Here is an 18508-nt window from a genome sequence, read left to right as displayed (position 1 = left end):
GCCGCGAGCCGGCTAACGCGGTGCAGCGTCGTATTCGAGCTTCGGATACCAGTCGCGCCCGCGGCCGCCCGGCGTCATATCGAGCACGGTCCACAAAGGCATGACGTCCGGCGCGCCGCGCGGATCCTGCCCCGGGTCGGCGGTCCACGGGCCCATTTCCTGGGCCCAGAAGTGCCGCACCGTGCCGCCGGACCGCGTGAACACGTTGAACGCCGGGACGTCGTCTCCGTCGGGATCTTCACCCGCATAGTCGCGGTTGAACGTGTTCCCCGCCGACGAATAGAGCCGCAGATACCGCCAGCCGCGCTGCTTCGCGAAAGCGGCGAGCTTCTGAACAGGCGAGCGGCCGATGACCGCAAAGGCGACGCGCTGCAGAATGTCGGGCATTTCGCCGTCGTAAGCGCTCAGCAGCGAAGTGCACATCGGGCAAGGGCGCTCGCGCCTCGGACCGAACATCCAGTTATAGGTCACGAGCGTGTCGTGATGGCCGAACAGTTCACTGAGCGTGACCGGTCCCGCCTCGCCTTCGAAGCGGTAGTTCTCCGGCACCACGCCGCCCGGCGGCAGCGCGCGGCGCTGCGCGGCGACGCGCTCGATATGGCGGCGCAATTCTATTTCTTCAGCAAGCAGGTCGTTGCGTGCCCGGCGATATTCGGCGCTTTCGCCGGGGAAACGGCAAGGCGAGTCCGCCAGTTCGCGGGCCGGCCTGAGCTTGGGTGCGGCTTCGTTCGGTTGAGTCATCTGCCATCTCCTGTCGAGAAGAAAAACAAGCAGGCGGCCCGCGGTGTGCGCAAAGCCGCCCTATGCACACGACGATCCACTGTGCAGCGAATCGACATCCCGCGCGAAGAATTTTTCACAGGGCGCTGAAGGCGGGCCTTTGCGCACTGCAATGGAAACCGCCTGAAAATGATCCGCACGTCGCGGTATGCTGTCGCCAAACCGCACGCACGCGGCCTCGCTCGCGTGCCGCCGTCATATGAGGATGCATCATGCCGCTCCGTCTGCCGCCCTTGCCCGCGCTTCGTTTCTTTGAAGCGGCGGGCCGGCATCAAAGTTTCAAGCTCGCCGCCGCCGAGTTGAACGTCACGCCCAGTGCCGTGAGTCACGGCATTGTCGGTCTCGAGGAGGCGCTCGGGGTCGAACTCTTCGTGCGCGAGCCGCGCGGCATTTCGCTGACGGCAACGGGCGCCGACTATCTGTCGTATGTTTCCGAGGCGTTCTCGCTGATCGCGATCGGCACGCAGCGTCTGCCGAATCATCGCGCGAACCGCCCGATTGCGCTGAGTTGCGCGCCGACGTTCGCGTCGCGCTGGTTGCTGCCGCGCTTGCCGCTTTTCAGGGCGCGTTGGCCAAAAGTGAATGTGACGGTCGACACGTCGCATCGTCAGGTCGGTTTTCCCGTCGACGGATTCGATTTCGCCATCCGCCTGAGCCGCGCGCCGGTTGCGGGCTCCGCGTGGACGCGTCTCTTTGGAGAACAGCTCGTACCCGTATGCAGTCCCGGCTATCTGGAGTCGCTGCGCGATGTGCAGGGCACGCCGTTGTTAAGCAATGCGACGCTGATTCATGTGAATGCCGCGAGCGAAGACTGGCAGACCTGGCTCGAAGCCACCGGCGCGGAGCACGTGGATCCGGACGCCGGCCTGCGGGTCGACACGATCCAGCTCGCATTCGAAGCCGCAAGCATGGGACTTGGCGTTGCACTCGGCCGCAGGCCGCTGGTGAATCGCGACCTCGAAAGCGGCGCGCTCGTGCAAGCCGCTTTCAACACGGTCAACTCGGCCACCGCCTATTGGCTCGTCAGCGCGGAGAACGCCGACCGTCGGCCCGAACTGCTTGATTTCCGGCAATGGATACTGGCCGAGGCGGCGCAGTTCTCGTGCGACACGAGCGTCGATGCGGCCGCGGCACAATAAGCGCCGGCGGTAACCGCACGCAGGTGAGCCCCGCTCACCTGTCGTCAAAAACTTTTCTTTTGCTGCTTCGGGTTCTCGCTGCGACCATGGCGTCAAAGGAGATCAGAGCCATGTCGACCGCCAGCAGCAAGCGCTTCGCGCCCGCCTTCAATCACACCACACTCGTCATTCTCGCGGCCGCGCTCATCCTCAGCGCGGCAATGGGAATCCGGCAAACGTTCGGGCTTTTTATCGGCCCGTTTTCATTCGATCGCGGCTTGCCCGTCACGCTCATCGCGTTCGCCATTGCGCTGCACAATCTCGTGTGGGGCTTCGCGCAACCTTTCGCGGGCGCGGCGGCGGACCGTTACGGTTCAGCCCCGGTGGTCGCCTTCGGCGCCACCACGTTCGCGGCGGGCCTCACGCTTTCGGCCGTGGCGCCGAGCGGCCCGTTGCTGATCGTCGGCATGGGCTTGCTGGTCGGCATCGGCGTCAGTTGCACCACGTTCGGCGTCGTGCTGCCCGCGGTCGGCCGCGTGGCGTCGCCGGAAAAACGCAGTATGGCGATGGGTCTTGTCAGCGCCGGCGGCTCTGCCGGACAGGTGTTGATGGTCCCGCTCGTGCAAGGCATCCGGCTCAATGCGGGTGTTGCCACCTCGCTCTTCGTGCTGGCCTTCCTGATGCTGATGGTGGCCCCGCTCGGCATGATCCTGGACCGGCGCGCACACACCGGAGCGCCTCGGCAGGAAGCACTCGCCGCACCGTTACGCGAAGTGCTCGCACAAGCCGCGCGACATCGCGGTTACCGGTTGCTCACAATCGGCTTTTTTACCTGCGGGTTTCAACTTGCGTTCATCGCCACGCACTTGCCCGGTTATCTGTCGCTTTGCCATATGCCCCTCGGGCTCGGTGCAACGGCGCTCGCGTTGATCGGCCTGTTCAACATGATCGGAAGCTGGGCGTGCGGCTGGTTGGGTGGCCGGTTCCGGCAGCATTACGTGCTCGGCTGGCTGTATCTGATTCGCAGCGTGACGATCGGCGCATTCTTCGTACTGCCGAAAAGTGCCATGACGGTCGTGCTGTTTGCAGCCGTGATGGGTCTCACGTGGCTCGGCACCGTTCCCCTGACGAGCGGGCTCGTGGCGAAAGTTTTCGGCACGCGGCATCTGGGCAGCCTGTTCGGCGTTTGCTTCCTGAGTCATCAGATCGGCTCGTTTCTCGGCGCATGGCTGGGCGGCGTGGTCTTCGACATGACCGGCTCGTATTCGCTGCTGTGGCAGGCCACAGTGGCGAGCGGACTTGTCGCGGCGCTATTGCATTTTCCGATCGACGACACCGCGCTGCATACGCCCGCATTGCAGTCAGAACCTGCGGGCGCATGAACGGCGGCCAGAAAAATACGCCTATTTCTGCGAGGCATCCGGCGCGGGTTTCGGCACGCGGCCCATCAAATAGAACTCGTCGTTGGGCCGCATGGAAATCACATTGGCCATGCGATTCGACAAGCCGAAAAATGCGGTGATTGCCGCGATGTCCCAGATGTCCTCGTCAGAGAAGCCATGTTCGCGCAAGGCCTGGAAATCGGCTTCCTCCACGCTGCCCGATTCCCGGCATACCTTCAGTGCGAAGTCGAGCATGGCCTTCCGCCGCGCGGTGATGTCGGCCTTGCGATGATTGACCGCCACCTGATCGGCCAGCAGCGGCGCCTTTTCGTAGATGCGCAAGATCGCGCCGTGCGCCACCACGCAATAGAGGCACTGGTTCACGGCGCTCGTGGCCACCACGATCATTTCACGTTCGCCTTTTGTGAGCCCGCCCTCTTTGAGCATCAACGCGTCATGGTAGGCAAAGAACGCGCGAAACTCGTCGGGCCGATGCGCGAGTGTCAGAAACACATTCGGCACGAAGCCGGCCTTCTGCTGCACTTCGAGAATCCGCGCGCTGATGTCGTCGGGCCATTCGCTCGGGTCGGGCACCGGGTAGCGGCTGATCGGCTGAAGCGTTGCCATGCTGTGTCTCCGTGATAGCGCGATAGGTGATGACGATTGTAGCGCTCGCGCGGATGGGCCGCACCGCGCGCATCTCCTTGGTCCACGGGTGTTCGCACGCTTCCCGAACGCGCGGCAATCGGGTATTTTTCACCGATTCTTCCTCGATGAGCGTGCGGATTCATGGACCGTCTCGAAGCAATGTCGATTCTCGTCGCCGCGGCGGAAAGCGGCAGTTTCTCCGCCGCGAGCCGCAAGCTGCACATGCCGCTGCCCACCGTCAGCCGCAAAGTCGCGGAACTCGAGGCGCATCTGAATGCGCGTCTTCTTGTGCGCTCCACACGCAAGCTCACGCTGACAGACGCGGGCGCTGCGTACCTCGCGGCCTGCAAGCAGATTCTCGAGCAGGTCAGCGAAGCCGAAAGCGCCGCGGCAGGCGAGTACAGCACGCCGCGCGGCGAACTGGTGGCGACCGCGCCTGTCGTCTTCGGGCGGCTGCATGTGCTGCCCATCGTCAGTGATTTTCTCGCGGCTTTTCCGGAGATTACTGTGCGGCTCGTGCTGGCCGACCGCAATCTGCATCTGCTTGACGAGCATATCGACGTTGCGCTGCGCATCGGCAAGCTGCCCGACAGCAGCATGGTCGCGATCGAGGTGGGCACGGTCGGCCGCGTCGTGTGCGCGAGTCCGCATTACCTTTCTCAAGCCGGCGAGCCGAAAACGCCTGCCGATCTCGCGCGCTTTTCATGCATTGTTTCGGACGCACTGCCTTCTGGATTCCTATGGAATTTCGCGTCCGCTCACAGCCCACAGCAGACGGTGCCGGTTCATGCGCGACTGTCGGTGAACACGGTGGAGGCGGCGATCGATGCCGCCATCGCCGGTGTCGGCCTCACCAACGTGCTGTCGTATCAGGCAGCCGGAGCCGTCAGCGAAGGAAAACTCAAACGGGTGCTGCGCGACTTCGAACCCGAGCCCGTGCCTGTCAGCGTCATGCATGCAGGTCAGGGAAAATTGCCGCTGAAAACCCGCAGTTTTATCGATTTCACCGTGCCGCGTTTGCGCGCCGCACTGGCTCGCGACAAGGACATGCTGCGCAGTCAGGACCCGACGCGCGGCAAGCGCAAACGGGCCTCGCCGGGCCGATAATGCCCTGCGGAAGGTCCGGCAAACCCCGCACCTATCGACTAGACTTTTCGCTACACGCCTGAACCACGACCCTTCCCGCACCCGCCAACGGAGCCGCCATGTCGAACGTCCTGCACGATGCAGAACCCACCGTCGTCAGGGTTCGTCCCGGGAACGCGATGGCGACGAGCCAGCGTCTGCCCTATTTCGTGGGCATTTCGGCCGGCACTGCGCGAGCCACGGGTTTGTCGATGTACCTGGTCGTCGTGCCGCCGGGTGCTCACGCAGAGCCGCACTATCATGCCGACTTTGAAACGGCGATTTATCAGCTCGAAGGCCGGGTCGAGACGCGCTATGGTCCCGGCTTGCGCGAGTCCGTGATTACCGAGGCCGGCGATTTTCTGTTCATTCCGCCGGGCGTGCCGCATCAGCCGTTCAATCTCGACGAGCGTGTTGCCGCGCGAGCCATCGTGGTGCGCAATCAGCCGGACGAACACGAACGCGTCGTGCCCTACGATCCTGCCGCCGACCCGCGCTAGTTTTTTAGCGGTACCCCGCTCGCCCTACCGCATACACAACACGGCCGCGCCGTTGACTCTGCCGTCGCGCAGGTCGTTTAGCGCGCGGTTTGCATCCGCGAGTGCATAGGGCGTGGTCTCGATGTCGAGCGGCACATCCGCCGCAAGTTGCATGAAAGCGTGACCATCCGCGCGCGTGAGGTTGGCAACCGAACACACGCGCCGCTCGCCCCACAGCAGCGCGTACGGGAACGACGGAATATCGCTCATATGGATGCCGCCGCACACCACCACGCCGCCCTTCGCCACCGCCTTCAACGCTGCGGGCACGAGCGGCCCGGCAGGCGCGAAAATCAGCGCTGCGTCGAGTTGCTCCGGGGGCGTCTCGTCGCTGCCGCCGGCCCACTGCACGCCGAGCCGCAACGCGAACTGCTGCGCGGCGGTGTCGCCGGGGCGCGTCAGGGCGAACACCGTGCGCTCCTGGTGCAGCGCCACTTGCGCGACGATATGCGCGGCCGCGCCGAACCCGTAGATGCCGATTGCGCGCGCATCACCCGCCATGCTCAGCGTGCGGTAGCCGATCAGGCCCGCGCACAGAAGCGGGGCGGCTTCCACATCGGCATAGCGCTCGGGCAGGTGCAGGCAGTAGCGGCTATCGGCGACGGTGCGTTCCGCGTAACCGCCGTCGATCGTGTAACCCGTGAAGCCGGGTTCGTCGCATAGATTCTCGCGGCCCCTCGCGCAATAGCGGCAGTGGCCGCAGGTAGAGCCTGTCCACGGCACGCCGACGCGATCGCCTGCCGCGAAGCCCGTGACGCCGTCGCCCAGCGCCGCCACGGTCCCGACGATTTCATGTCCGGGAATGAGGGGCTCTTTCGGATGCGCGAGTTCTCCGTCGATCACGTGCAAGTCGGTGCGGCACACGCCGCATGCGTGAACGTCGATCAGCAACTGACCCGCGGCCGGCCGCGGCTCGGGCATCTGCCTTTCACGCAGCACCGGAGCGGTCCCGTCGAACACCATTGCGCGCATGTCATTCCCCTCTTGCATGGCGGATGGCGCGGCGTCGAACCCCTGTGCTTGCGGATTGCCGCGCGCGACGCACGGCGCGTCACGCGAGGCAGGGCCCGCTTTGCCGGCTTACTGGCTCGCGCCGGACGCGGCCGTTGCCGGCGGGGCCATGCTGTTGCTCGTCGCAGCCGGCCCGCTCATGCCCGCGGTTCCCGCCGTATCGTTCGAGCCGGAACGTTTGCAGCCCAAAGTGCCACCTGCCAGCGCCGCGATCAATACGGCGACCATCGCCTTCCTCAATACGGGTTCCATCATAATCTCCTCATCGCTGGTGAGCATCGAATGTCACGCTTTTCGCCCTTGGCGAGGCGCGGCTGCTTCGACAAATCGTGCGCACATCGGCCACTTGCCGGAAAAGCGCCTGAAAATAGACGCATCGCCCGCATGCCGACACGGCACGGCTTCGCAATACGCGACCGTCTTCTGTCCCTGTACAACTTGCAATGCCATGTAAAAAGCGCAATCTGTAGGCTGTAGGCGCCCAGGCTGGTATTGCTTCGGTAGCGCAAGGTCGCCAGTACAACCTCGTGCGGATGGTTCAATGCTTGCGAGTTCGCATGGCAAGGTAAAGACGACAACGCATACGGTTAACGCATGCATGACTTGCGCCCGTTTTGAGCCCGCCTCGCATGGAGACGAACGTCCGCACATGCAACCTGCGAGGTGATCCTCCGTGCAGATGGGTAAAGTTCACACAGAGCCGCCGGTGACGCGGCGTCACGCAAGCGTTCTCGCGCGGCTCCCGCGCTGGATTCCGGCGCTCACGTGGATGCGCGAGTATCGGCTCGCCTGCCTGCCGCACGACGCTGCCGCGGGCGTCACGCTGAGCGCGGTGCTGGTGCCGGCGGGGATGGCGTATGCGGAGGCTGCGGGCATGTCTTCTGTGGCGGGCCTGTATGCGTCGCTTGCGGCGCTCGTCGCCTACGCCGTGTTCGGCTCGAGCCGCATCCTCGTGGTAGGACCGGATTCCGCGCTGGTCGCGCTGATTCTCGCGGCCGCGATACCGCTCGCACCGCACGGCGGCCCGCAGGCGGTCATGCTGGCGGGCGCTCTTGCGCTGCTCTCTGGCCTGCTGTGCATAGCCGTGGGCCTCCTCAGACTCGGCTATATCGCCGATCTCCTTTCCACGCCGATACGCCACGGCTATCTCAACGGCATCATGCTGACCATCATAATTAGTCAGTTACCCAAAATATTGGGGCTTCCGGTGAAGGGTGAATCGTTCCTCGCGCGGGTCCACGAACTGGCGCGCGGCGTACTGGCGGGACAGATCAACGGCGCGGCGCTCGCCATCGGCGCGGGCTCACTTGTCGTGATTCTGGCCTGTCGGCGCTGGGCGCCCAGACTGCCTGGCGTTCTTATCGCGGTCGTGGCGGCCACGCTGGCCGCATCGTGGGCCGATCTGGCGGTACGTACGGGCATTGCCGTCGTCGGTAGCGTGCCGCGCGGTCTACCGGCGCCTGAATTTCCACTGCTCGCATTGGGCGAGTGGCTCGCGCTCGGCACGACCGCGTTGGCGATTTCACTCGTCACACTGACCGACGTGAGCCTGTTGTCGCAAACGTATGGACTGCGCGGCGGGCAACACGTCGACCGCAATCAGGAATGCTTCGCAATCGGCGTCGCGAATGTGGCTGCCGCGCTGTTTCAGGGCTTTCCCGTCAGCGCAAGCGGCTCGCGCACGCCGGTCGCGGAGGCCGCCGGAGCGAAGACGCAACTCACCGGATTGGTGGCCGCCGCAGTCGTCGCCGGCCTTTTGCTGTTCGCGCCGCAGGCGCTGCGCAATACGCCGCAGGCCGCGCTCGCGGCTGTCGTCATCGCCGCTTCGCTGAGCCTGCTCGAAACGCGCGGCGTGCTGCGGCTATATCGCCTGCGGCGCGGCGAGCTCGTGCAGGCAGTCGTCTGTTTCCTCGGCGTCGTGCTGTCCGGCGTCGTGACAGGCGTGGGGATCGCGCTGGCGCTCGCCGTGCTGATGTTTCTGTGGCGCGCGTGGCGGCCGTATGCGGCGGTGCTGGGGCGCGTCGACGGGGTGAAGGGATACCACGATATCGCGCGGCATCCCGATGCGCGGCGCGTGCCGGGGCTCGTACTCCTGCGCTGGGACGCGCCGCTCTTTTTCGCCAACGCGCAGATTTTCCGCGAACGTGTGCAACAGGCGATCGACGCTGCACCTGCGCCCACACGCCGCATCGTGATTGCCGCCGAACCAGTGACCGACATCGACATCACCGCTGCGGACATGCTGGCCGAACTCGTCGAACAGCTCGAGGCGATGCACATCGAGCTCTGCTTTGCGGAATTGAAGGGGCCGGTCAAGGACAGCCTCAAACGCTACGGCATTTTCGAGCGGCTCGGGGAACGGTGTTTCATGCCGACCGTGGGTGCCGCGGTCAGCGATTATGTGCGGGCTTATCGCGTCGAATGGCACGATTGGGAGGACGAAGCGTAAGCGCGCCGGTGCTCATGCATACTCAGGCATAGCGCGCGAGAAACATGTCGGCGGCGGAATCGGCAATGGCCTGCTGTTCGGTCTCGCTGAGCGGCGGCTGGCCCATCGTCACCTGCGGCCAGAACGCAAACGCCTTGACGAGGCCCTGTAACTGAGATGAGGCGAACCCCGGATCCGCAATCCGCAGACGTTTGTCCGCTGCGGCCGCGCGTATCCATACGGTAATGTCTTCTTCGCGTTCGCCGAGGCGCGCGACCATGTCGCGCGCGCGTTCCGGCGAATGAATGCCCGCGGCGATCGCCACGCGCGCAAGCGCGAGGAACGATTCGTCGTTGAGAAGCCGCAACTTGCGCATCAAGAGTTCGACCAGTTGCTCGCGCAACGGTACCGTCGCCCGATAGGCAAAGGCGTCGCCGGCATGGCTCGCGTCCCACAACTGCCGCAGGATTTCGGCGAACAGCGCTTCCTTGCTCGGGAAATGGTTATAGACCGTGCGCTTCGAGACGTTCGCGCGCGCGGCGATGCGGTCCATGCTGGTGCCGTCGAAGCCCGCCGCGAGAAATTCGTCGATCGCCGCGGCAATCACGGCGACCCGCTTGCGGTCGGTCAGGCGTTGATGAGTGACGGTGGGGTCCATCCGGAAATTTTACACCGGGCAGTTTACTTTTTGAGATTATAAAGTACACTCCTCAGTCTACTTTCGACTTCGGGGCGGCGTACATGACATCGTTTCTCGACTCCATCAGCCGTGCCTTGGGGGTTCACGCCGCGAGGCGCGGGCGCGCGCTGTCCGGCCTCTCGGCCCAGCACGACGGCGAGCGCTTTCGCAACGTCAAGCCGCGTCCCGTCGAAGGATTCGGCAAGACGTTACGCATTGCGTGGAATGTGCTGTTGAACAAGCCCTCGGGCACAGTGCCGCAAGGCGCCCTACCCATCGACGCATTGACGCGCGACGATCTTCACGCGGCGCCCGACCGCAGCCTTTACCGGCTCGGACATTCGACCCTGTTGCTCAAGTTGCGCGGCCGGTTCTGGCTGACCGATCCGGTGTTCGCGGAACGCGCTTCGCCGTTCCGTCGCGTCGGTCCGAGGCGTTTTCATGCGCCGCCTATCGCGCTCGCCGATCTGCCGCCGCTTGCCGGCGTGCTTCTTTCGCATGATCACTACGATCACCTCGACCGCGAAACCGTGCTCGCGCTCGCCGCCACGACCGAGCGCTTCGTCACGCCGCTCGGCGTCGGCGACCGGCTGATCGAATGGGGTATCGACGCGAACAAGGTGCGTCAGCTCGACTGGTGGCAAAGCGTGGACGTCGGCGGTATTGCATTCACGGCGACGCCCGCGCAGCATTTTTCCGGGCGCAGCCTCTTTGACGGCAATAGCACGCTGTGGGCCTCGTGGGTCATCGTCGACGACGACCTGCGCGTGTTCTTCAGCGGCGACACCGGCTACTTCGACGGCTTCAGGACGATCGGCGAGCGCTTCGGGCCGTTCGACGTGGCACTCGTGGAAACCGGCGCGTACGACGCACAGTGGCCCTATGTCCACATGCAGCCTGAAGACACCGTGCAGGCCCATGTCGATCTGCGCGGCCGCTGGCTCGTGCCGATTCACAACGGCACATTCGATCTCGCCATGCACCGGTGGTATGAGCCGTTCGAGCGCGTACTCGGACTCGCCGCGGCGCGCGGCGTCGCGCTTTCGACACCGCGCATGGGCGAGCGGCTCGATCTCGCGGCCCCGCATCGCGGCGAGCGTTGGTGGCGCCATGTGATGGATGTAGTAGAGGCACCGGAAGTATCGCGCGGCCTCTTAGCACGGCTCTTCACGTGCAGCAGCGCGGCGCGGGCCAATTCGAGGGGCAATGCGTGAGGCGGGGCGCTCTGTTGCTTTCCGCTTTCAGTACTGGACGCACGGATGACTTGTCTTCCGGCATGACAATCACCTCGTTGACGCCATTCGCAGCAAGTAAGAAAACAAAAGACAAACAAGCCTGAGAACTCGGCTTTAACGCTTGCGCCGCATGTTTGCGGCAGGGTTAAATAGCCCCGCGTCATCGCGATTTATTCTCTGCGAGAGCGCATTTCTCTCTTTCAAAAAAGGCAACCGGAAGCCCACTCTAACCAGTGGGCTTTTGGCTTTGGCCTGACGACTGCAAGCTTTAAATCCTTACCAGATTACAGAGGCAAAGTTCAATAAAGCACGCGACAAACCGAACGACCGCACGCATAGAATCGTCCCTGGCGAACCACTCATAACAGACAGAAGGAGACGAAGATGAAGCACACACGGGTATTCGGTTTGGCCGCTGCACTGTTCACGGGTACTGCCGCTCACGCGCAAAGCGCCGGCGATTTCGTGCTGAACGCGGGGTGGTTCCATCTCGCGCCCCAAGACTCGAGCAAACCGCTGACGGTCAATGCGTTGGGCACGAGCGTCACGAAAACCGGCACAGGCGCAACAGTCGACGATTCGGACACGTTCGGTCTCACGGCGACCTATTTCTTCACCGATCATATTGCGACCACCGTCGTGTTCGGCATTCCGCCGAAGTTCAATCTGACCGGTACCGGTTCGCTGGCGGCACTCGGGCAGATCGGGTCCGCATACGAATGGAGCCCGACACTGCTGATGAAGTACTACTTCAATGATCCGCAGAGCCGGTTCCGTCCTTATCTCGGCGCTGGGGCAGCGTACGTCTGGTATAGCGGCGTGAAATTGAGTCCGGCCGTGTCGAGCGGCAGCTTTCTTTATTCATCCACATATGGCACCGCACTGGAGGGCACGACAACCGCCAGGCTCGGCAGCTCATTCGCACCCGTGGTCAATGCGGGCTTCTCGTATAACGTCGACAAGCACTGGTCGGTCGACCTGTCGCTCTCGTATATGTGGCTCTCCACGCGGGCGACGCTGACCACGAAGTCCTCGGTCGGCACGGTCACGAGCACGACCAGACTTAAGCTGGATCCGATCGTGTCGTTTGTCTCCGTCGGCTATCGCTTCTGAAGCCGCCCGTATAGCGGACGCTCAATCGGTGACGACCACCGTCACCGCTTTTGCATGCATCATTTCGAAAGTACTGAGCCGCCCGGCGCGAACGTCAAGTACTAGACGCTCGATTAACTCCACTTCGCGCTCGCGCTCCAACTCCGGACTCGTTGCGCACGCAATCTTATCGAGGCACACGCGCCGGCGCGCCAGCAGGAAATTGACGGCGCTCGCGCGCCGCATAAAGAACTGCTCCATCTTCGTGTTGTCGGCGGAAAGACGCATGACTTGGGACGGAGCGCGACCATAGCACGCACATATAAACCGCAGCCACCGCGCAAAGAACCGGAAAGAAACACGTTCCGCTCGCCGTCTCCCGCGAGAGTCTTGCGCGCGCGCCAGCAAAAACGCTAACGGCAGCTTTAGCCGCAATTACGCGCAGTTCGCTTCGGCAAATGCCGATATCGCGACATTCCCGCTGCTGCGGCTAGAATATCGACAGCGCATCCGCAAGCGCACAACGTTCAGAGCTTTGCTATTGCGCGCCGCCAATACGATACTAGTGGCCTGTTCGTATTCCGCTTTCGAGGAACCGCCGATGACCGCCCTGCTCACCCGCGAATTCGCTTCCAGATTCGCCAATCTCGCGCTCGCTCACCTCACGCGCGAATATCCGAACAAACTCACGCACTCGCTCGCCGGCCCGCAAGACGTGCAAAGCCCCCGCGCGTTGCATCCCATCTTTTACGGCAGCTATGACTGGCACTCGTGCGTGCATGGCTACTGGCTGGTTCTTCATCTTATCGAGCGCTTTCCGGATCTGCCGGAAGCCGAACATATCGTCGCTGTGGTCGACGAGCACTTCACGGCTGCGAATGTCGCCGGCGAGCGGGCTTACCTCGACCTGCCGCATAACCTCGGCTTCGAACGGCCGTATGGCTGGGCGTGGTTGCTCACGCTCAGCGCGCAACTGCATGCGTTGAAGCTCTCGCACGGCGCGCGCTGGTCGAAGACCTTTGCGCCGCTTACCGAGGTTTTCGTCGAGCGCTTCGAGACGTTCCTGCCCAAAGCCACTTATCCGTTGCGGGTGGGCACGCATTTCAACATGGCCTTCGCGCTCGCGCTTACGCTCGATTTCGCGCGACAAACCTCGCACGGCTCGCTGGAGGCGTTGATCGTCAGCACTGCAGAGCGCTGGTTTTTGCATGACGTGGGGTGCCAGGCGTGGGAGCCTGCCGGCGACGAATTCCTCTCGCCCTCGCTGATGGAAGCGGAATTGATGCGGCGCGTTTTGCCGCCCGCACAATTCGTCGACTGGTTCGGACGCTTTCTGCCCGATCTGGGCGCGAAAAAGCCCGCTACGCTATTCGAGCCGGTCACCGTTACGGACCGCACCGACGGCAAGATTGCGCACCTGGACGGCCTCAATCTGAGTCGCGCCTGGTGCCAGCGCTCGCTCGCCCGCGCGTTGCCCGCGGGCGACATCCGCCGGGCCGCCCTGCTCGATTCCGCCGAGCGGCATTTGCAAAGTGCGCTGCCTCATGTGGCCGGAGACTACATGGGCGAGCATTGGCTGGGCACCTTCGCGACCCTCGCCCTCGAGGCGTGAAAGACGCGCAGGCCGGCGCGTGCGTCCAGCCTGCAAACGGGACGGTCCCGTTCCGAAGTCACCGTGCGCTGTGCATCACTGCGCCGACAGCTTCTTCGGCTTCGGCGGCGTTTGTACCTTGTTGTACTGGAACTCGGGCGTGGCCTTCAACGCCGCTTTCGTCGCGCCGGCCAGATAAAAGTTGCCCGAACGAATGTCGAGCGCGGCAATCGGCACCGCTACATCATGCGACGCAACGCCGAGAAACCCGCCTGCGGCGACAATCGCTGCGGACAGCGAGCCGTCCGGCGCCACCACGAGATCGCGGATCGAACCGATCTTCTCGTTCTGATCGTTGTACACGGCCTTGCCGAGAATGCTCTTTTTCACGCTCCAGCCGCTCAACAACGCATTCGATTGCTCGACAGTCACGCCAAGAGGTTGCGTGCCCGCGACCTGCGCGTGCGCGCCGAAGCTCGCTGCGGCCACCGCAGCCGCCACCAGAAGTTTGCCCAAAGTCATTTCATATACTCCGCTGTTTTAAAAGACTGACCAGCGCATGATCGCGCCGAAACACACGCTGCGAAACCATCATACCGGCTACGCCGCGCCGCTGCATGCCCGGTGACATGAGCGCCCGCGAGCGCCGGGCGCCGCTGTATGCGCCTGGCGGTAAAATCGCATCAGGCGACGACGCGCCGTTCCCATGGCACAGGTGGTGGGTTTGACAGAGTTCGAGCAGGGTTTCATCTTGACGCGGCATTGGCGGGACACGCCCGCCGGTACCGAAGTCGATTTCTGGCTGGCAACGGACGCCGGGCCCCGTCACATCCGTTTGCGCCATCAAACATCGGTTGCATTCATTCCTGCGGAACAGCGCGAACGCGCCGAAACGATTTTGCGCCGCGAGGCACCGCTCGATCTGCGCTCCCTCGAACTGCGCGACTTTCATCACCGGCCGGTGCTGGGACTTTACTGTCCGCAATATCGCCAGTTGACCGGCTACGAGAAGCGCCTGAAGCAAGGCGGCGTGGAGGTTTACGAGGCCGATATATTTCCGCCGGAGCGCTACATGATGGAGCGCTTCATCACCGCGCCGGTGTGGTTCAGCGGCGAGCGGAAGAGCGACAAGGCGCTCGTGAATGGCGAGCTGAAACCGGCTGCGGACTATCGGCCTTCATTGGGGCTGGTGTCGCTCGACATCGAGACCAGTGTTCACGCAGAGCTGTATTCGATCGCTCTCGAAGGTTGCGGCCAGCGCCAGGTGTACATGCTCGGCCCGCCGAACGGCGATGCCGGCAAGCTCGACTTCGACCTCGAATACTGCGAAACGCGCGCACAGCTGCTGGAAAAATTGAATACGTGGATGGAGCGGCACGATCCCGATGCGATCATCGGCTGGAATCTCGTGCAGTTCGACTTGCGGGTGCTACAGCAGCACGCCGAACAATACCGCGTGCCGTTGCGGCTTGGACGCGGCGGCGCCGTGATGGAGTGGCGCGAGCACGGACTGAAGCAGAACCACTATTTCGCGGGCGCCCCGGGACGATTGATTATCGACGGCATCGAGGCGCTGCGTTCAGCCACGTGGAGCTTTCCGTCGTTCAGCCTCGAACATGTGTCGCAAGCCGTGCTGGGCGAAGGCAAATCCATCGACAATCCCTATCAGCGCATGGATGAAATCCAGCGCCGCTTCGACGAGGACAAACCCGCCCTCGCCCAATACAACCTGAAGGACTGCGAACTGGTTACGCGCATCTTCGCCAAAACGGAACTGCTGCCGTTTCTGCTCGAACGCGCCACCGTAACCGGCCTGCCCGCCGATCGCAGCGGCGGTTCGGTGGCGGCGTTCACGCATTTGTACATGCCGCGAATGCACCGGCAAGGCTATGTGGCGCCCAACGTCGGCGATGTGGCCGGCGCCGCGAGTCCGGGCGGTTTCGTCATGGACTCACGCCCGGGCCTCTACGATTCGGTCCTGGTGCTCGACTACAAGAGCCTGTATCCGTCGATCATTCGCACGTTTCTGATCGACCCGGTCGGGCTCGTGGAAGGCATGCTCCATCCCGGCGACGATGAGTCCGTGCCGGGCTTTCTCGGCGCGCGCTTCTCACGCACGCGCCACTGTCTGCCGTCGATCGTGGGCCAGGTCTGGCAAGGCCGGGAAACCGCCAAGCGGGAGCACAATAAGCCGCTCTCGCAGGCGCTGAAGATCATCATGAATGCGTTTTACGGCGTGCTGGGTTCAACCGGTTGCCGCTTTTTCGACCCGCGTCTGGCCTCGTCGATTACCATGCGCGGCCATGAAATCATGCACCGCACACGCGAGCTGATCCAGGCCGAAGGCTATGAAGTCATCTACGGCGACACGGACTCGACCTTCGTCTGGCTCAGGCACGCGCATGACGAAGACGACGCGGGCCGCATCGGACGTGCGCTCGTTGAACATATCAACGCATGGTGGCGGCAAGATTTACAACGGCGCTTCGGGCTCGACAGCGCGCTCGAATTGCAATTCGAGCGCCATTACCGGCGTTTTTTCATGCCGACGATTCGCGGCGCGGAAGAAGGCAGCAAGAAGCGCTACGCCGGGCTCACCGTGTCGGCGGACGGACACGAAGAGATTGTCTACAAGGGCCTTGAAACGGTACGCACCGACTGGACGCCGCTCGCGCAGCAGTTCCAGCAAGAGCTTTATAGGCGCATCTTCACGCAGCAGCCCTATCAGGATTACGTGCGCGACTATGTGCGCGATACGCTCGCCGGCAAGCTCGACGATCAGCTCGTGTATCGCAAGCGCCTGCGCAGACCGCTTGGCGACTACGAACGCAATGTGCCGCCGCATGTGCGCGCCGCCCGCGTGGCCGACGAATTCAACCGCCGGCAAGGCCGTCCGCTGCAATACCAGAACGGCGGCTGGATCAGCTACGTGATGACAATTGCCGGCCCCGAGCCGCTCGAAACACTGCGTTCTGCGATCGACTACGAACACTACCTCACGCGTCAATTGCAACCCGTTGCGGATGCAATCTTGCCGCTGCTGCGCGACGACTTTACACGGCTCACGTCCGGCCAAAAGCAGTTGTTCTGACTTTCGACGCGGCGCGAGCAGCGGCAAGCCGATCCTCTCAATTGCAACTGATTACTTCGGCGCTGGAAAGCCCAACGCGTCCGCTTTGGTCCGCAACTCCGCAAAACGGCCTCCCGGCGCACTGATCGCCGTATTGGGCACCAACTGACTCTTGTCCAGTTGCGCGATGCCGCTCGCGCCCGACGTCGCCGTCGAGATATTGGAGCAGGCGGAACCGAACGTGCCTTGAGTCACCGCAATGGCCGGCGTGTCGGTGCGCGCGGGATCGGTAAAGTCGAGTGCGTATGCCATATTGAATGTCGTCGAATCGCTCGCACGCACGCCAAGCGGATCGAGGCCGAAGCGCCAGGCGAGCAACTGGTGAATGGAACTGGGATCGAACGGATAGCGCGACACGTAGTTGGCGCGCACGCGCGGGCCGAGCAGCATGCACGGTACGCGGAAACCGAGCCGGCCGTCGTTGCCGAGCGCGGCTTCCGCACTGGACACCGGCTTGACCGGCGGTGCCACGTGTTCCATGAAACCGCCCCACTCGTCGTACACGATGATCATCAGCGTCTTGCTCCAGTTCGGGCTCGTGCGCAACGCGTCGTAGATCTGACCGAGCAGCACCTGGCCGTTGCGGACGTCGGCATGAGGGTGGTCGTCGTTGGACGTGCCCTGCGCCTCACCGCCGAAGCTCGGATCGACCATGCAGAACGAGGGCAAGGTGCCGGCCGCCGCGTCGGTGAGAAACTCGGAGAATAGCTTGGAGCGGCCCACATAGCGCGTGCCGTACAGCGCGGTAAACGGCACGTCGTGGAAGTAATAGGTCGAAGAAATGCCCTTCGCGTCGAGGCGGTCCCAGATGGTCGGTAGCGACGACGTGTCGAGCGTGTCCGACAGGCGGTCCGTTTCCCCGCTGTGCAGATACACGCGGTTTGGATAGGTGTCGGCGAGAATGCCGCTCATGTAGTAGTCGCAGACGGTGTACTGGGTGACCGCGCCGCGATAGAAGTCGAGATCCGCGGACTGGAAATAGCCGATCGGCAGCAGATCGCCACGCGTGAGGCTCGTGGCGGGTGTCAGCAGGAAGCCGTTCATGGCGCCATTGGCAAGATGAACGCGTCCAGCGTCGTACGAATGATTGGGGTCGGCGAACGAGCATGCCTGATAGCCATACGCGGGGTTCGTTGCGAGCGCAAAGGAAGCGTGCGTTTCGCCGAACGCATCCTTGAAGGTTCGGCCGGCCTGTGCAGTTTCGGCGTTCGGCACCCAGCCCATCAAGTGGTCGAACGAGCGGTTTTCCATGGTCACCAGCACCACGTGATCGATTCCCGAGGTGGCCGGATCAGGCAGCGCGGGGCGCGCAAGATTCGCGCGGTCGGGCGGAATCGTGCCGACAGGCTGGGGGGCGCCCGAACCCGAGCCGCCGCTGCTGCCACCGCCGCCGCCGCCTCCACAAGCCGACAGTGCGATGGAACCTGCAAGCGCGGCAAGAATCTTGCGGCGGCCTGGATCGGCCGGATCGGCCGGCGTCGCCAAGGTCGTGGGTTTGGTCGTCATGATTGTCTCCCTTGTTAATTGCTTGCTGTTTTCGCGGAAGAATTCGCGGGCGGCGCGGGTACCGCCATTCGATTTCGTGCAACACGGGAGCAATAACCGTTCCGCGAAGAAAACCGGGCTCACCTGCCGCCCGGCTTCTTGCACAGCGTCGAACCGGCTAATCGGTTAGAAGCGGTGAATGATGTCGACGCCGAAAGCAAACCGGTCGACCGGGGCGTGGCGACTGAACATCGCATTGCTGTAG

Annotated in this window: 17 protein-coding genes; 10 read left to right on the top strand and 7 right to left on the bottom strand. The window is 63.5% G+C overall.

Going from position 1 to position 18508, the window contains the following annotated elements; all coding sequences use genetic code 11:
* Window positions 1-12: 12 nt before the first annotated feature.
* Window positions 13-741, bottom strand: a complete 729-nt coding sequence (locus ACEN8U_RS05770; RefSeq protein WP_310108255.1) for a DUF899 family protein — start codon at window positions 739-741, stop codon at window positions 13-15.
* Window positions 742-992: 251 nt separating this feature from the next.
* Between ACEN8U_RS05770 and ACEN8U_RS05765 the strand changes: the two genes are divergently transcribed.
* Both ACEN8U_RS05765 and ACEN8U_RS05760 read left to right on the top strand, forming a co-directional pair.
* Window positions 993-1919 (top strand): LysR substrate-binding domain-containing protein, encoded by a 927-nt coding sequence (locus ACEN8U_RS05765; protein WP_310108257.1) that lies wholly within the window; start codon window positions 993-995, stop codon window positions 1917-1919.
* 110 nt (window positions 1920-2029) lie between these two features.
* Window positions 2030-3280 carry an MFS transporter gene (locus tag ACEN8U_RS05760; protein WP_310108258.1) on the top strand — a complete coding sequence of 417 codons (1251 nt, stop codon included), beginning with the start codon at window positions 2030-2032 and terminating at the stop codon, window positions 3278-3280.
* 21 nt (window positions 3281-3301) lie between these two features.
* Here ACEN8U_RS05760 and ACEN8U_RS05755 read toward each other — a convergent pair whose 3' ends face one another.
* Window positions 3302-3907, bottom strand: coding sequence for a peroxidase-related enzyme (locus tag ACEN8U_RS05755; RefSeq protein ID WP_310108260.1), 606 nt, complete (start codon window positions 3905-3907; stop codon window positions 3302-3304).
* A gap of 162 nt (window positions 3908-4069) precedes the next feature.
* Here ACEN8U_RS05755 and ACEN8U_RS05750 point away from each other — a divergent pair, with 162 nt between their 5' ends.
* Both ACEN8U_RS05750 and ACEN8U_RS05745 read left to right on the top strand, forming a co-directional pair.
* Window positions 4070-5035, top strand: coding sequence for a LysR family transcriptional regulator (locus tag ACEN8U_RS05750; protein ID WP_310108262.1), 966 nt, complete (start codon window positions 4070-4072; stop codon window positions 5033-5035).
* Window positions 5036-5133: 98 nt separating this feature from the next.
* The gene (locus tag ACEN8U_RS05745) at window positions 5134-5553 is read left to right on the top strand and encodes a cupin domain-containing protein (RefSeq protein ID WP_310108264.1); all 420 of its coding nucleotides are present in this window, start codon (window positions 5134-5136) and stop codon (window positions 5551-5553) included.
* Between the two features lie 24 nt (window positions 5554-5577).
* Here ACEN8U_RS05745 and ACEN8U_RS05740 read toward each other — a convergent pair whose 3' ends face one another.
* Window positions 5578-6564: a zinc-dependent alcohol dehydrogenase family protein gene (locus tag ACEN8U_RS05740; RefSeq protein ID WP_310108775.1), complete on the bottom strand. Its 987-nt coding sequence runs from the start codon at window positions 6562-6564 to the stop codon at window positions 5578-5580.
* A 148-nt stretch (window positions 6565-6712) separates the two neighbouring features.
* Between ACEN8U_RS05740 and ACEN8U_RS05735 the strand changes: the two genes are divergently transcribed.
* A complete protein-coding gene (locus ACEN8U_RS05735; protein ID WP_310108266.1) occupies window positions 6713-7057 on the top strand; it encodes a hypothetical protein in 345 nt (114 codons plus the stop codon).
* Between the two features lie 225 nt (window positions 7058-7282).
* A complete protein-coding gene (locus ACEN8U_RS05730; protein ID WP_310108267.1) occupies window positions 7283-9052 on the top strand; it encodes a SulP family inorganic anion transporter in 1770 nt (589 codons plus the stop codon).
* A 22-nt stretch (window positions 9053-9074) separates the two neighbouring features.
* Here ACEN8U_RS05730 and ACEN8U_RS05725 read toward each other — a convergent pair whose 3' ends face one another.
* Window positions 9075-9689, bottom strand: coding sequence for a TetR/AcrR family transcriptional regulator (locus ACEN8U_RS05725; protein WP_310108270.1), 615 nt, complete (start codon window positions 9687-9689; stop codon window positions 9075-9077).
* Between the two features lie 83 nt (window positions 9690-9772).
* Here ACEN8U_RS05725 and ACEN8U_RS05720 point away from each other — a divergent pair, with 83 nt between their 5' ends.
* Together ACEN8U_RS05720 and ACEN8U_RS05715 are read left to right on the top strand one after the other, a co-directional pair.
* Window positions 9773-10924, top strand: coding sequence for an MBL fold metallo-hydrolase (locus ACEN8U_RS05720; RefSeq protein WP_310108271.1), 1152 nt, complete (start codon window positions 9773-9775; stop codon window positions 10922-10924).
* 405 nt (window positions 10925-11329) lie between these two features.
* Complete coding sequence (locus ACEN8U_RS05715; RefSeq protein WP_310108273.1) at window positions 11330-12058, top strand: OmpW/AlkL family protein; 729 nt, start codon at window positions 11330-11332, stop codon at window positions 12056-12058.
* Window positions 12059-12079: 21 nt separating this feature from the next.
* Here the strand turns inward: ACEN8U_RS05715 and ACEN8U_RS05710 are convergent, their stop codons facing one another.
* Entirely contained in the window at window positions 12080-12325 is a 246-nt protein-coding gene (locus ACEN8U_RS05710; protein WP_309588221.1) for a hypothetical protein, read from the bottom strand.
* A gap of 313 nt (window positions 12326-12638) precedes the next feature.
* On the opposite strand from ACEN8U_RS05710, the gene ACEN8U_RS05705 reads away from it, so the two are divergent.
* Window positions 12639-13649, top strand: coding sequence for a DUF2891 domain-containing protein (locus ACEN8U_RS05705; RefSeq protein ID WP_310108277.1), 1011 nt, complete (start codon window positions 12639-12641; stop codon window positions 13647-13649).
* A gap of 75 nt (window positions 13650-13724) precedes the next feature.
* Here the strand turns inward: ACEN8U_RS05705 and ACEN8U_RS05700 are convergent, their stop codons facing one another.
* Complete coding sequence (locus ACEN8U_RS05700) at window positions 13725-14150, bottom strand: PRC-barrel domain-containing protein (RefSeq protein WP_013590577.1); 426 nt, start codon at window positions 14148-14150, stop codon at window positions 13725-13727.
* Window positions 14151-14334: 184 nt separating this feature from the next.
* On the opposite strand from ACEN8U_RS05700, the gene ACEN8U_RS05695 reads away from it, so the two are divergent.
* The gene (locus ACEN8U_RS05695) at window positions 14335-16719 is read left to right on the top strand and encodes a DNA polymerase II (protein WP_310108279.1); all 2385 of its coding nucleotides are present in this window, start codon (window positions 14335-14337) and stop codon (window positions 16717-16719) included.
* A gap of 51 nt (window positions 16720-16770) precedes the next feature.
* On the opposite strand, the gene ACEN8U_RS05690 is transcribed toward ACEN8U_RS05695, so the two are convergent.
* Entirely contained in the window at window positions 16771-18264 is a 1494-nt protein-coding gene (locus ACEN8U_RS05690; RefSeq protein ID WP_310108281.1) for an alkaline phosphatase family protein, read from the bottom strand.
* Between the last annotated feature and the right edge of the window lie 244 nt (window positions 18265-18508).

Source organism: Paraburkholderia phenoliruptrix (assembly GCF_047325075.1).
Classification (GTDB): domain Bacteria; phylum Pseudomonadota; class Gammaproteobacteria; order Burkholderiales; family Burkholderiaceae; genus Paraburkholderia; species Paraburkholderia phenoliruptrix.
This window is presented reverse-complemented; position numbering and strand designations above follow the sequence as displayed.